Genomic DNA, 13,163 nt, shown 5'->3' with positions numbered 1-13,163 from the left:
CTGTCCGAACCCTTGCCACGACGCCGTGCCCTTCTTGTGCTGCTCGCTGTGCTACTCGGTCGAGCCGGGGAGAGTGGACTCCCGGCCCGGCTGCCCAAGTATCCCCGAGCCTGTGCCGCCATCGCCCGGCAGGGGCGCGGCGGCGATTCGGCGTGGCCACGGCCCGGCCCGTCATCGGGTTCCGCGCGCCGTGTACTTCTCGAGCAGGGGTACGTCGTCCGCGGTGACGATCGCAGGTCCGGTGAGTACGGGCTTGCCGCCGCCGATGACGTTTCCGTTGGACCGGTTGAGCCAGAGTTCGTCGACGGCGAGATACCCCTGCAGGTAGGGCTGCTGGTCGACGGCAAAACCGATCTCCTGCGCCTTCAGACGCTTGACGACCTCGGCGTTGAGGTCGAAGGTGTCGATCTCGGCCGTGCTCCCGGAGCCCGCCTTGGCCTTGACCGATGCGGCGGCGAAGGGTGCTCCGAGGGTGACGATCGTGTCGATGCCCTTGTCCGCCTGCAGCTTCGCCTCGATGGAGGATGTGGCGGCGGGCATGTTCGTACCTTCGACGCCGAGGTTTTCCACCGTGCCGTCGAACGTCTTCTTCACGCCTGCGCAGCGCTCCTCCAGGGACACGTTGCCCTGTTCGTGGATGATGCACAGGACCTTCTTCCGGCCGCGTCCGTTGAGCTCCTCACCGACCGCCTCGCCCGCGACCGCCTCGTCCTGCCCGATGTGGGTGAGGGCGCCGACGCCTCGGGAGTGCTGCGCGCCCGAGTTGATGGTGACCACGGGGATGCCTGCCTTGACGGCCTTGGCCACGACGTCCCGGACGGCTTCCGGTTTGGCGAGCGTGACGACGATTCCGTCGACCTTCTGGTCGATGGCGGCCTGGACGAGCTGCGCCTGCTCCTTGCCCTCCTTGTTCGCCGAGTAGAGCAGATCGACGTTGTCCTTGGCCGCGGCCTGCTCGGCACCCTTGCGGACGATGTCCCAGAAGGTGTCGCCCTCACCCGAGTGCGTGACCATGGCGATCCTCATCTCCGGGGTGGACACGCCCCCGGAGCCTTTACGGGCGCCGCCCCCGGAGCCGGCCTCGGAGTCCTTGCCACCGGAGCCGCTGCATCCGGCGACCGCGAGGGCGCATACGGCGATCAGGACTGCTGCCGTGCGAGTCGTACGCATTGGGGGGCCTGCCTTCTCTCCCGGCCGCCCGAGTGCGGCTGGAGGAGTTCTAGCGGCCTTGCATGACCCCGTCAAGAGCGTGTCCTTACGCCATGGCGGTACGGGGAGGAGAGCTCAGGGCCGTGCCAGCAGCTGGAATTCGAACGCGTACCGCGAGGCGCGGTAGACGTGGGAGCCGAATTCCACCGCCCGGCCGCCGTCGTCGAAGGTGGTCCGCTGCATCGTCAGCAGCGGCGCCCCTTCGGTCTCCGTGAGCTGCTTCGCCTCCTCGGCCGTCGCGGCCCGCGCCCCGACCGACTGGCGGGCGCTGTGCAGGGTGATCCCCGACAGGCGCATCATCCGGTAGAGCCCGGTCGACTCCAGCCGCTCGGTGGCGAGGTCGAGCAGATCCGGGGGCAGATGGTTGCGCAGGAGGGCCATGGGCTCGTCGTGCGCGTACCGCAGCCGCTCCACGACATGGACGTCGCTGCCCTCCGTGACACCGAGCGCGGCGGCGACCTCGGCCGTCGCCGCCTCGACGGTGTTGCGCAGGACCCGGGTCGCGGGGTGCTGACCTGCCGCCTCCAGATCGTCGTAGAGGCTGCTCAGTTCGAGCGGACGCTTGATCCGGCTGTGGACGACCTGGGTGCCGACGCCCCTGCGGCGCACCATCAGCCCCTTGTCGACGAGCGACTGGATGGCCTGGCGGACGGTGGGCCGGGACAGCCCGAGCCGCGCGGCGAGTTCCAGCTCGTTACCGAGGAGGCTGCCGGGTGCGAGCCGGCCCTGCTCGATGGCCGCCTCCAGCTGCTGGGCCAGCTGGTAGTAGAGCGGGACGGGGCTGGTGCGGTCCACGCCCAGCCCCAGAGCGGCGGAGTCGGCGGTGGGTTTGGACACGGCAGGGAGCGTACCCCGTCCCGCAGCGAGCCGGCTTTGATTTGTCAGGACATATAGTTGACAGCGCAGCTGACGGGCGGCACGTTGGGTCCATGCGCATCGGACTCATCGGCACCGGCCGGATCGGCTCCTTCCACGCGGGCGTCCTGGCACGCCATCCCGGGATCGACACCCTGGTGGTGACGGACCCCGACGCGGCCCGCGCCGCACAGGTCGCGGACCGGACCGGCGCCACGGCCGTCGCCTCCGCCGACGACGTCCTCGCCGCGGGGGTGGATGCCGTGGTGATCGCCTCGGCCACCTCGGCGCACGCGGAGCTCATCGGCCGGGCGGCACGGGCCGGGCTGCCCGCCTTCTGCGAGAAACCGATCGCGCTGGACCTGCCGGGGACGCTGAGCGCACTGCGCGAGGTCGACCGGGCGGGCAGCGTCCTCCAGCTCGGTTTCATGCGGCGGTTCGACCCGGGTTATGCCGCGGCACGCGCAGCTGTGCGCAGCGGCGCTCTGGGCAGGCTCCACACCGTACGGGCGAACACCTCCGATGCCGCTCCGCCGCCCGCCGCGTATCTGCCGCTGTCCGGGGGCCTGTTCAGGGACTGTCTCGTGCACGACTTCGACATGCTGCGCTGGGTGACGGGCCGTGAGGTGACGGAGGTGTACGCCACCGGATCGGATGCCGGGCCCCCGATGTTCCGCGCCGCAGGCGATGTGGACGCGGCAGCAGCCCTGCTGACCCTGGACGACGGAACACTCGCCTCGGCCACCGCCACCCGGTGCAACGGGGCGGGTTACGACGTACGGATGGAACTGGCGGGCGAGCAGGACCAGATCACCGTCGGCCTCGACGACCGCACGCCCCTGACCTCGGCGGAGCCGCAGGGCCCGCCCGCGCCGGCCAAGCCGTGGCCCGGCTTCCTGGAGCGGTTCGCCCCCGCGTACGAGGCGGAACTGGATGCGTTCGTCGGCGTCGTACGCGGGGAGGTGGCCAATCCCTGCGACGGCCGGGAGGCGCTGCACGCACTGCGGATCGCCGAGGCGTGCGAGCTCTCGCGCGCGGAGCGCCGGCCCGTACAGATGTCCGAGATCACCGGGATCTGACCGTCGCTACCAGGCCACCGGCAACTGCTGCGGGCCCCGTAGCAGCATGCCCGTGCGCCAGGAAAAGCTGCCCGGGTCCGCGGCGAGCCGCAGCTCGGGGCAGCGTTCCAGCAGCGACCGGATGGCGATCCGGGCCTCGATACGGGCCAGGGGTGCGCCCAGGCAGTAGTGGATGCCGTGGCCGAAGGCGACATGCCCGCGGGCGTCCCGGGTGATGTCGAAACGGTCCGCTTCCGGGAAGCGGGCGGGGTCGCGGTTGCAGTCGGCCATCGCGATCAGCACCAGCTCGCCGCCCCCGGGAATCACCGTGCCCGCGACGTCGAGCGGTTCGGTGGTGAATCGGTACGTGGGGGTCTCGATCGGCCCCTCGTAGCGGAGCGTCTCCTCCACGGCATTGTCGATGAGGCGTAAGTCATCACGCAGTGCCTCGAGTTGGGCGGGATGCGTCAGCAGGCTCAGGACGCCGTTGGTGATGAGGTTGACGGTGGTCTCATGGCCCGCGACGAGCAGCAGCCACGCCATGCCGATGAGCTCGTCGGGCCCCAGCCGGTCGCCGTCGTCGTCCGCCGTGTGGATCAGCGCGCTCATCAGGTCGCTCCCCGGGGCGGTGCGCTTCTCCTCCAGGAGTTCCTTCAGGTACGCACCCATGGCGGCGGTGGCCCGGACGCGCGCCTCGGGGTCGACGGAGGACAACGCCGTGTTGGACCAGGCGCGGAAGGCCTGCCGGTCCAGGGACGGCACGCCCAGCAATTCGCAGATGACGGCCATCGGCAGCGGGAAGGAAAGGGCCTCGACCAGGTCGGCTGCCCGGCCGGGTCCGGCGAGCATGGTGTCGAGCAGCTCGTCCGTCATCTCCTGGATCCGCGGGGCGAGCTGCTCCATGCGCCGCAGGGTGAACTCCCGGCTCACCAGCTTCCGCAGCCGGGTGTGGTCGGGGGCGTCCGAGCCGAGCATCGACTTGCCCGCCGACACCTTGCTCAGCCCGAGTGCGGGCGAAGCCCACTGCCAGTCCTTGGCCAGGCGCTGGTCGGCGAGGAGCGCGCGGCCGGCGTCGTACCCGACGACGAGCCAGGCGTCGGCGCCCTCCGGGATCCGGACCCGGTGGACGGGCCCGCGGGCCCGGAGTTCCGCGTAGACGGGGTACGGATCGCGGGTGAAGGCGTCTCCGAGTGCGGCGAGATCGACGATCGCTTCGGTGGTCAACGCGGTTCCCTTCAGGTCGGCGGTGCGGACGGATCCACGGGCTGGGGTGTCGGGTCCGGCGTCCGGCAGATGCTCCGGAGCCGAACGGGTGGGACGGCCACCTCGCTCGCAACCGGCTGTCCGCAGCGGTGGCGGCGCTCCCGCCTCACCAGCGAACCGGCAGGCTGCGGACCCCCCGGATCAGCATTCCGGGGAGCCAGTCGGGCTCCCCGCCGCCGTCGGGGGCCCGTACGAGGCCAGGGCATCGGTCCAGCAGGGCACGGATCGCGATCCGCCCCTCCATGCGGGCCAGCGGCGCCCCCAGGCAGTAGTGCATGCCGTGCCCGAACGCCAGATGCCCCTGCGCCTCGCGCCGGATGTCGAACGTGTCCGGGTCCGGATAGCGGCCGGGGTCGCGGTCCCCCGAGGCCAGGGCGACCAGGACCGGTTCGCCCGCCGGAATGACATGGGAGCCGACCCGCACCGGTTCACGGGTGAAGCGAAAGGTGGCGTTCTCGATCGGCCCGTCGTACCGGAGCATCTCCTCCACCGCTCCGTCGATCAGCTCCGGTTCGGCGCGGAGCAGGGCGAGCTGCTCCGGGTGGTCGAGCAGCGCGCGTACGCCGTTGGATATCAGGTTCACGGTCGTCTCGTGGCCCGCCACCAGGAGCAGGAAGGCCATGCCGACCAGCTCCTCGGGCGACAGCCGGTCGCCCGCCTCGTCGCGCGCCCGGATCAGGGCGCTCATCAGGTCCTCGCCCGGCGCGCAGCGCTTGTCCTCGATGAGTTCGTCGAGATAGGCACCCATGGCGTGGACCGCCTCGCTCTCCTTCTCGCGCGAGACAGGCGCGACGATGGCGTTGGACAGCAGCCGGAATCTGTCCCGGTCCAGATCGGGGACGCCGAGGAGCTCGCAGATCACGGTCATCGGCAGCGGGAAGGCGAGGGCGTCGACGAGGTCGGCGCTCCCGGCGGGCACCATGGCGTCGAGGAGCTCACCGGTGATCTGCTCGACGCGTGGGCGCAGCGCCTCGATGCGCCGGGCGGTGAACTCACGGGCGACCAGCTTGCGCAGCCGGGTGTGCTCCGGTCCGTCCATCTCCAGCATGTTGGCGTTGATCGGGTTGCTCGACACCGACCAGCTGTCCGAGAGCCGCCAGTTCTTGCTGAACCGCTGGTCCGCGAGGGCCGCGCGGGCCTCCTCGTAGCCGACGATCAGCCAGATCCGGCCCAGGTCGTCGGTACGGATGGTGTGCACGGGCCCTTCGGCGCGCAGCTTCGCGTAGTGCGGATACGGATTCGCGGTGAAATCCGGCACCTCACTCAGATCGACAACGGACATCGGCCCGCCCCCTTTTTTCGGTCTGATCCCGTCAGCCTAGAACAACAGGGCTGCCCGACCCGGGGGTTCGGGTGTGCGGGCGGGTCGGAGCAGCACCGAGGACCGGCGCCGGGGAACGCGGGCCGGTGACGCGGTGCGTCCCGTACTCTTCTTTCCCGTCCCTGCTCCCAAGGCGCCCTTCGATGCGTTCCGCAGGCCAACGCCCCGTGACCCGACCCCCGTTCCCCCAGAATTGCCTCGCGGCGCGGAGCACGGTCCTGTCCCTCGACGCGGCCGCCACCTCCCTGGCCGTCCTCGTCTCCGCGTGCGTCGGGCTCCTGCTGCCGGGCATCACCGAGGACTACGACGCCCCGTCCTCGGACGCACTGCCGTTCTACGCCCTGTCGGCATTCCTGGCCGTGTCGCTCGTGGCCACCACCTGATGGTGCGCAGCACCTGGCGTCCCGCACCGGCACGTACCGGTTTCGTCCTGCCGGCCGGGCGCCTGGGCGTCCTGGTCACCGCGTTCGTCGCGTACCTGGTCTGCGGGGCGCTCGCGTACGGGTTCTGAAGCCGTCGGCCGAGGAGGGCCGTGGCCTCGGCGCCGGGGCCGGCGTCATCGCGGGGCCGGCCCGCCGCCGTCCTGCTCCCCGTCCTCGTCCAGCAGTCCCGCGTCGTGCACCAGCAGGGCGATCTGGACACGGTTGTTGAGTCCGAGCCGGGCGAGGATCCGGGAGACGTGCGTCTTCACGGTCGCCACGCTGAGATGGAGCGCCGCGGCGATCTCCGCGTTGGAGCTGCCGCGCCCGACAGCCGACGCCACGTCCTGCTCGCGCTCCGCGAGCCCGGCGAACCGTTGCCGCGCACGGGCCCGGCGCTCCGACCGGTCGTCCGCGGCGCCGCCCGCCGCGCGGGCCATCAGCCGGCGGGTGACGGCGGGTGAGAGGACCGGCTCACCGGCGGCGACCCGTCGGACGGCGTCGACGATCTGCGCGGGCGGGGTGTCCTTCAGGACGAATCCCGCCGCCCCCGCGCGGATGGCCCGCAGCACCTGCTCGTCGGCGTGGAAGGTGGTGAGGACGACGACCTCGGGCGCGTCCGGCCTGCGCCGCAGCAGTTCGGTCGCGGCGAGCCCGTCCATGCCCGGCATCCGGATGTCCATGAGCACCACGTCGGGGCGCAAGCGGTCGACCAGCGCGGCGACTTCGCTGCCGTCGGCGCCCTCCCCGACGATGTCGATGCCGTCGGCCCCGCCCAGCATCAGGGCGAGACCGGCCCGTACGAGCGGGTCGTCGTCGACGACGATCAGCCGGACCGGCGGCGGCACCGGAGTGGTGGGGGTGTTCATGCGGGCCACGGTAGCCGGGCCCGGACGGCGAATCCGCCGTCGGGTCCGGGCCCGTGCCTCAGGTCGCCGCCGGCCAGCGTGGCGCGTTCGGTGAGGCCGATGAGCCCCTGGCCCGATCCGGGGACCGGCTCGAAGGGATCGCGGGGCGGTGGGTTGGTGACCTCGATCGTCAGCCCGTCGCCCGGGCCGCCGGTCACGGTGACCGTGACCGGGGCGCCCGGTGCGTGTTTACGGGCATTGGTGAGGGCTTCCTGCGCGATGCGGTAGACCGTGCGTCCCGTGGCTGCGGGCGCCTCGGCCGGGTCGGTGATGCGACTGTCCAGGGTGACCGCCATGCCGGCCGACACCGACTCCTCGATCAGCGCGCCCAGGGTGACGAGCGTGGGCTGCGGCCGGTTTCCCTCGTCGCCCTCCCCCGGGCTGCGCAGGACGCCGATGATCTCGCGGAGGTCCTGGAGCGCCTCATGGGCGCTGTCCCGGATGACTCCGGCGGCCCTGCCGACCTCGGCCGGGGTCGCGTCGGGCCGGAACTCGAGGGCGCCCGCATGGACGCTGAGCAGGGTCAGCCGGTGGGCCAGGACGTCGTGCATCTCGCGGGCGATGGCCTCGCGGGCCAGCCGCTGGGCCTGTTCGGCCCGGAGCGCGGCCTCGGCCTCCGCCCGGCGCGCCCGTTCCCGCAGGGTGACGACCAGCCGGCGCCGCGACCGTACGACCATGCCCCAGCTGAGCACCAGCAGGACCAGCAGCACCCCGATGATCGTGGAGGCGATGAAGGAGGTGGCCGGGTCCGGGCGCAGCAGCGGCTGCAGGGGAGCGACAACGAGGGCACCCGCACCGACGATCGCCACCGGCTCGAACGGCCGGTGCACGGCCAGGCTGAACAGGGCGATCAGGAGCGCTCCGGCCGCGACCGGCTCCACGATGCCGACGACGGTCAGCGACACCGCGAGCCCCACCGGCCAACGGCGCCGGAGCCAGAGGGCGCAGCAGGCCGCGGCCCCGATCAGGGAGTCGACGAAGACGACACCGTCCGGTGTGGTGTGGTCTGCGTCGATCGCGGCGACGGCCAGCACACCGATGAACGCGGCACAGAGGAAGGCCGTGATGTCGACGCCCCAGTCCCGCAGGGTCCGGCGCGACCGGCCCCGGTCGCCGCCGGACAGCTCGTGGTCGGCCAGGGCCGAGGGCAGCAGCCGGCGGTACTCCGTGCGCGTCATATCGACAAAGCTACGCAGGCTTCGGGCGCCGCAGGCCCGTTGCGGCCGGGGCAGAGACCGAAGTCGTACGATCCAAGACTTTCGGCGGGGCCCCGACGACCGGTGGCCGATGCCGGTGCCGGTCCGTGCGCGACAGGCTCGGATCATGAAGAAATTCGTGGAGACGGTCGGATTCATCGTGTTCGCCCAGGGAGCCGCCGGACTGCTCCACGAGTGGACGGGGTGGTTCCGGCTGTGGGCCGTGGTGGCGAAACTCGACGTCCTCGACGACTACGGGCTCTTCGTCAACATCGTGCTGGTGGTGACCGGCGGGGCGGTGATGATCGCTGCGGACAGCATCAGGCCGTAGCTGCCGGCCTGTCCACGCTGCGGCGCCCCCACGCGGTGCCCGCCAGTACGAGCACCGCGCCCAGCACCCCGAGGAGGCCGAGCCGCTCGCCGCCGAGGGAGATGCCCACCGCGGCCGCCCAGAGCGGTTCCGTACCGAGCAGCAGGCTGACCCGGGACGGCGAGGTACGGCGTACGGACCACATCTGCACGAAGAACGCGAAGAGCGTGCAGAAGACGGAGAGGAAGATCAGCCCGGCCCACTCGGCGGCGCCGAAGCCCGCCGCCACCGTCCAGGGCGCGGGGCCCGTCCCGGGAACGGCGGCCAGCACGGCGAAGACGGCGACCGCACTGCCGAGCTGCACGGTGGTCAGCGACAGCGAGTCCGCCTCCTGCACCGCCTTGATGCGGGCCATGGCCAGGACGTGGACGGTACGGGCGAGGGCCGCGAGCAGCATCAGCAGGTCACCCGCCGAGGGGCTGGTGAACCCGCCGCCCTGGGTCAGGAGCACTACACCGGCGACCGAGAGGCCGGCCGCGGCGAGAAAGGCCCTGGGCGGCCGGGTCCGGGTGACCGCGGCCTCGGCGAGCGGCGTGAAGATCATGGTGAGGCTGATGATGAGGCCGGCGTTGGTCGCCGAGGTGTGCACGACGCCGTACGTCTCCAGCAGGAAGATCCCGCTGAGTACGAGCCCCAGGAGCCCGGCACCCCGCCACTGCTCCACGCTCAGCGCCCGTAGCTTGCGCCACCCGGCCACGGCGAGGACCGGCAGCACGATCGCGAAGCGGAGCACGAGCACGGCGATCACGGTGTGCGTCGTGGTGATGCCCTTGGCCGCGAGATAGCTGGCGCCCCAGACAACGGCAACGAGCAGCACGGGCAGATCTGTGGCCCATGCGCGGCGGGGAGGGGCGAGAGCGGGCAGGGCAACGGAGGACACGTCGGCTTCTCCTGGTTCTCCACAGCGGGAAACGATGTGGAGACCTCGCCGGCTCACACGCGGAGCAATCACGCTACCCGGCACACACCGCCTGCGGGAACACCTGTCCGGAGACCGGACCTGCCGCGCGCCCTCAAGGGTTGTCCCCCGCCGAAGCGGTCTCCTGCCGGTGGCGGGACCTCCTAGAATGTCGGTCTTATGGCCCTCTGAGACACGGAGTTGACACATGGCTGGAGCGCGGCCGGACGGACGGGTCGAGCGGGGCAACCAGACCAGGCAGCTGGTTCTGGAGCGCGCGGTCCAGGTCGCTTCGACGGAGGGCCTGGAGGGCCTGTCGCTCGGGCGGCTGGCCACGGAACTGAAGCTGAGCAAGAGCGGGGTGTTCGCACTCTTCGGCTCCAAGGAGGAGCTCCAGCTCGCCACCGTGCGCGCCGCTGTGATGGTCTTCGTCGAGCACGTGCTGACACCGACCAGGGCCGCGGTCCCAGGACTGGGCCGCGTCTGGCGCATGTGCGAGAGCTGGCTCTCCTACTCGAGCCGGCGGGTGTTCGTCGGCGGCTGCTTCTTCTACTCGACCATCGCCGAGTTCGATTCCCGTGACGGCAAGGTGCACGACGCGCTGGCCTCCTCGCAGACCGGCTGGGTCACGTTCGTGGAGGAGACCATCGACGAGGCCAGGGTCCGGGGCGAACTCGCCGAGGACACAGATGTCTCCCAACTGGCCTTCGAACTCATTGCGTTCATGGAGCTGGCCAACGCGGAGTCGGTCCTGCACAGCAACACCCCCGGCTACACGAAGGCGGCGCGGGCGATCCTCGCACGGCTGCGTCTGGCCGCGACGGATGTCTCACTGCTGCCCTCGGCCCCCTGAACGCTCAGGCGGTCCTCTGACGCTCAGGCGTCCAGCGCGAACGTCCCGTACTGCGCGCGTCCGGCAGGCCGGTAGGTGTGGATCGCGATGCCGCTTCCGTTGGTCCGCGCGCCGGTCAGCTCGAAGGCCGTCGCCGGGCCGCCGTCGGGGAACAGCCGCCTGCCGCTGCCCGGGAAGACCGGGTGGACCAGCAGGTTGTACTCGTCGATCAGGTGGTGCGCCACCAGGGACCGGCCGAGCCGGCCGCTGCCGTGGATCTGCAACTCGCCCTCCTCGTACGCTCCTTCAGGCGGGCGACCTCGGTGGCGGCGTCGCCGGAGTGGACCGTGGTGTTCTCCCACTCCGGATCCTTGGGGGTTGTGGAGACGACATGCTTGGGCAGCGTGTTGAGCCGTGAGGCGATCGGGTCCTCGGGGTCGGTGACCTCGGGCCGATGAGTTGCGCCCGGGAGCGGGGTCTGAAGAAGCGGAAGCGCAGGGACCGGGATCGCTCGGCAGGGTGCGCCCGGCGCGTGCCCCGGGCTCCGTGTCCATTTCCCGCCGGTGGGCGGGCCCCCGGAGGGCTTTCCTTGTTCTTGCCGCCGCCGAATGGGCGCGGCAGTCCCCGACAGACAGGGAAACAGGCGATGACCAGCACCACCAGGACCGCGCTCGTGACCGGCGGCAGCCGCGGCATCGGCGCGGCGACCGCCCTCCGGCTCGCCCGGGACGGAGTCGACGTGGCACTGACGTACATCCGGGACAAGGAGGCAGCCGAAGCGGTCGTCCGCCGGATCGAGGGGTACGGGCGCCGTGCGGTCGCCCTTCACTCCGACGCGGCCGACGCCGGCGCGGCCGAGGCGGCCGTGCACGAGGCGGCGGAAGCGCTGGGGCGGCTCGACATCCTCGTCAACAACGCGGGCATCGGCGTCCTCGGCCCCATCACGGACCTGGCCCCGGCCGATGTGGACCGGGTGCTCGCCGTGAACGTACGCGCCGTGTTCCTGGCCTGCCGGGCCGCCGCGGGCCGGATGGCGGACGGCGGACGCATCATCTCGCTCGGCACTGCGCTGAGCAGGCACGCGGGCGGGCCCGGCGGCACGCTCTACGCCATGAGCAAGTCCGCCCTGGCCGGCCTCACCAAGCCGCTCGCCCGCGAGCTCGGCCCGCGCGGCATCACGGTGAATCTGATCCAGCCGGGCCCGGTCGACACCGACCTCAACCCGGCCGACGGCCCGTTCGCGGCCGGGCAGCGGTCGGCCACCGCACTGGACAGGTTCGGCACGACGGACGAAGTTGCCTCCCTGATCGCCTACTTGGCCAGCGACGAGGCCGCGTACATCACCGGCACGGAGGTGGTCGTGGACGGCGGCCACGCGGCGTGATCGTCACAGATCGAACACATCGGCCACAGCTCGCACGGGGCTGAGGTGGGATGGCTCCATGCGAGCCGTCCTCACCACCACTGCCGGAGTCTGCGCACTCGTGGCGCTCACCGGCTGCACGCAGGAGCCGGCGGGTTCGCCGGGGCAGAGGCCGACCGCTTCGGCGCCCGCGAGCACCCCGGCGGGCACCGCGGCACTGGAGTCGTCCGTACGCGCGTATGTGAAGGCCTACTACCAGCCCGACACAGGCACCGCCTACGGGCTCCTCTCCGCCACCTGCCGGGATCAATGGACCGAGGAGTCCTTCGGCCGGCTTCCCGAGCAGGCGACGGCCACGGCCCGGCAGCTCGGAAAGACGTACACCTTGCGGCGGCTGTCCGTGGACAGGGTCGCGGGGGATACCGCGCAGGTGACCTACGGCGTCGGTGAGCCGAGGTTCGACGAGACGTCCACGTGGATCCTCGAGGACGGCGAGTGGCACAACGACCACTGCTGACAGGGGCCGGGCTGCCCCGTTCCGCTGCCGGTCCTACGCTGGCCAGGACGGCAGCGAAGGAAGTGGGAGACCATGAGCCAGACCCCGACCCCGGTCCACACCCTCAACGACGGCAACACCGTCCCCGCGGTGGGGCTCGGCACCTGGCCGCTCGACGACGAGGCTGCCGAGCAGGCAGTCGCCGGGGCGCTGGGCCTCGGCTACCGGCTCGTGGACACCGCGCTGAACTACCGGAACGAGACCGGCACCGGACGCGGGATCACCCGCAGCGGCGTACCCCGCGCGGACGTCTTCGTGACGACCAAGGTGCCCGGCCGGCACCACGGGTACGAGGAGACGCTGGCCTCCTTCGAGGAGTCCCGGGGCAATCTCGGGCTGGAGTACGTCGATCAGTACCTCATCCACTGGCCCCTGCCCCGGGTCGGCACGTACGTGGACACCTGGAGGGCGATGATCAAACTCCGCGAGGAAGGTCTCGTACGTTCCATCGGCGTCTCCAACTTCACCGCGGCGCATCTGGCCCGGCTGGAACAGGAGACGGGCGTGCTGCCCGTGGTGAACCAGATCGAGATGCATCCGCTGCTCCCGCAGGAGGAGTTGCGGGCGGTGCACGCCGAGAAGGGCATCATCACGGAGAGCTGGAGCCCCCTGGCCCGGGGGCGCCAGGTGCTGGAAGCCCCGGAGGTCGTGGCCGCCGCCGGAGCACACGGGGTGACGCCGGGCCAGGTCGTGCTCCGGTGGCACACACAGCTCGGCGCGGTGCCGATCCCGAAGTCGGCCGATCCCGGGCGGCAGCGCGAGAATCTGGACCTGTTCGGCTTCGAGCTGACGCCGCAGGAGCTGGCGCGGATCGGGGGCCGGCCGCAGCATCGCTTCGGAGGCGATCCCGAGACGCACGAGGAGTTCTGAGGTCCGGCCGGGCGTCGCGACCGGTTGCCGGTGCCGGCCGGCGAG

Annotated in this window: 16 protein-coding genes; 8 read left to right on the top strand and 8 right to left on the bottom strand. The window is 71.6% G+C overall.

Translation table 11 applies throughout. The features are described 5' to 3' along the window. Positions 1-171: 171 nt before the first annotated feature. Both ACFWBQ_RS23555 and ACFWBQ_RS23550 read right to left on the bottom strand, forming a co-directional pair. Positions 172-1,170: a sugar ABC transporter substrate-binding protein gene (locus ACFWBQ_RS23555; RefSeq protein ID WP_385492397.1), complete on the bottom strand. Its 999-nt coding sequence runs from the start codon at positions 1,168-1,170 to the stop codon at positions 172-174. A gap of 114 nt (positions 1,171-1,284) precedes the next feature. Beyond that, positions 1,285-2,046 carry a GntR family transcriptional regulator gene (locus ACFWBQ_RS23550; protein WP_385492395.1) on the bottom strand — a complete coding sequence of 254 codons (762 nt, stop codon included), beginning with the start codon at positions 2,044-2,046 and terminating at the stop codon, positions 1,285-1,287. 92 nt (positions 2,047-2,138) lie between these two features. Between ACFWBQ_RS23550 and ACFWBQ_RS23545 the strand changes: the two genes are divergently transcribed. Then, entirely contained in the window at positions 2,139-3,143 is a 1,005-nt protein-coding gene (locus tag ACFWBQ_RS23545) for a Gfo/Idh/MocA family oxidoreductase (protein ID WP_385492393.1), read from the top strand. Positions 3,144-3,149: 6 nt separating this feature from the next. Here the strand turns inward: ACFWBQ_RS23545 and ACFWBQ_RS23540 are convergent, their stop codons facing one another. Both ACFWBQ_RS23540 and ACFWBQ_RS23535 read right to left on the bottom strand, forming a co-directional pair. Next, positions 3,150-4,346, bottom strand: a complete 1,197-nt coding sequence (locus ACFWBQ_RS23540; protein ID WP_385492391.1) for a cytochrome P450 — start codon at positions 4,344-4,346, stop codon at positions 3,150-3,152. Positions 4,347-4,491: 145 nt separating this feature from the next. Next, positions 4,492-5,667 carry a cytochrome P450 gene (locus ACFWBQ_RS23535; protein ID WP_385492389.1) on the bottom strand — a complete coding sequence of 392 codons (1,176 nt, stop codon included), beginning with the start codon at positions 5,665-5,667 and terminating at the stop codon, positions 4,492-4,494. Positions 5,668-5,873: 206 nt separating this feature from the next. Here ACFWBQ_RS23535 and ACFWBQ_RS23530 point away from each other — a divergent pair, with 206 nt between their 5' ends. After that, positions 5,874-6,089 (top strand): hypothetical protein, encoded by a 216-nt coding sequence (locus tag ACFWBQ_RS23530; RefSeq protein WP_385492387.1) that lies wholly within the window; start codon positions 5,874-5,876, stop codon positions 6,087-6,089. Beyond that, a complete protein-coding gene (locus tag ACFWBQ_RS23525; RefSeq protein WP_385492385.1) occupies positions 6,089-6,217 on the top strand; it encodes a hypothetical protein in 129 nt (42 codons plus the stop codon). The genes ACFWBQ_RS23530 and ACFWBQ_RS23525 overlap by 1 nt, the downstream gene beginning before the upstream one ends. Positions 6,218-6,262: 45 nt before the next feature. Here ACFWBQ_RS23525 and ACFWBQ_RS23520 read toward each other — a convergent pair whose 3' ends face one another. After that, on the bottom strand, positions 6,263-6,994 hold the full coding sequence (locus ACFWBQ_RS23520; RefSeq protein ID WP_385492382.1) for a response regulator: 732 nt from the start codon (positions 6,992-6,994) through the stop codon (positions 6,263-6,265). Then, entirely contained in the window at positions 6,991-8,211 is a 1,221-nt protein-coding gene (locus tag ACFWBQ_RS23515) for a sensor histidine kinase (RefSeq protein WP_385492380.1), read from the bottom strand. Before ACFWBQ_RS23515 ends, ACFWBQ_RS23520 begins: the two co-directional genes overlap by 4 nt. Positions 8,212-8,356: 145 nt before the next feature. Here ACFWBQ_RS23515 and ACFWBQ_RS23510 point away from each other — a divergent pair, with 145 nt between their 5' ends. Continuing rightward, the gene (locus tag ACFWBQ_RS23510) at positions 8,357-8,560 is read left to right on the top strand and encodes a hypothetical protein (RefSeq protein ID WP_385492378.1); all 204 of its coding nucleotides are present in this window, start codon (positions 8,357-8,359) and stop codon (positions 8,558-8,560) included. Here ACFWBQ_RS23510 and ACFWBQ_RS23505 read toward each other — a convergent pair. Further along, complete coding sequence (locus ACFWBQ_RS23505; protein WP_385492376.1) at positions 8,550-9,479, bottom strand: DMT family transporter; 930 nt, start codon at positions 9,477-9,479, stop codon at positions 8,550-8,552. The two genes, ACFWBQ_RS23510 and ACFWBQ_RS23505, sit on opposite strands and share 11 nt — an antisense overlap. 226 nt (positions 9,480-9,705) lie before the next feature. Here ACFWBQ_RS23505 and ACFWBQ_RS23500 point away from each other — a divergent pair, with 226 nt between their 5' ends. After that, on the top strand, positions 9,706-10,350 hold the full coding sequence (locus tag ACFWBQ_RS23500) for a TetR/AcrR family transcriptional regulator (protein ID WP_385492374.1): 645 nt from the start codon (positions 9,706-9,708) through the stop codon (positions 10,348-10,350). 23 nt (positions 10,351-10,373) lie between these two features. Here the strand turns inward: ACFWBQ_RS23500 and ACFWBQ_RS23495 are convergent, their stop codons facing one another. Then, positions 10,374-10,613, bottom strand: coding sequence for a dihydrofolate reductase family protein (locus tag ACFWBQ_RS23495; protein WP_385492371.1), 240 nt, complete (start codon positions 10,611-10,613; stop codon positions 10,374-10,376). A 362-nt stretch (positions 10,614-10,975) separates the two neighbouring features. On the opposite strand from ACFWBQ_RS23495, the gene ACFWBQ_RS23490 reads away from it, so the two are divergent. The 3 genes from ACFWBQ_RS23490 (at position 10,976) to ACFWBQ_RS23480 (ending at position 13,118) form a co-directional block, all read left to right on the top strand. After that, a complete protein-coding gene (locus ACFWBQ_RS23490; protein ID WP_385492368.1) occupies positions 10,976-11,713 on the top strand; it encodes an SDR family NAD(P)-dependent oxidoreductase in 738 nt (245 codons plus the stop codon). 58 nt (positions 11,714-11,771) lie between these two features. After that, entirely contained in the window at positions 11,772-12,209 is a 438-nt protein-coding gene (locus ACFWBQ_RS23485) for a hypothetical protein (RefSeq protein WP_385492365.1), read from the top strand. Between the two features lie 72 nt (positions 12,210-12,281). After that, positions 12,282-13,118, top strand: a complete 837-nt coding sequence (locus ACFWBQ_RS23480; protein WP_385492362.1) for an aldo/keto reductase — start codon at positions 12,282-12,284, stop codon at positions 13,116-13,118. The last annotated feature ends 45 nt before the right edge of the window (positions 13,119-13,163 follow it).

This window comes from Streptomyces sp. NPDC060035, from assembly GCF_042736635.1.
GTDB lineage: Bacteria > Actinomycetota > Actinomycetes > Streptomycetales > Streptomycetaceae > Streptomyces.
Note: the sequence above shows the minus strand (reverse complement) of the source record. Positions and strands in the feature narration are given on the sequence as shown.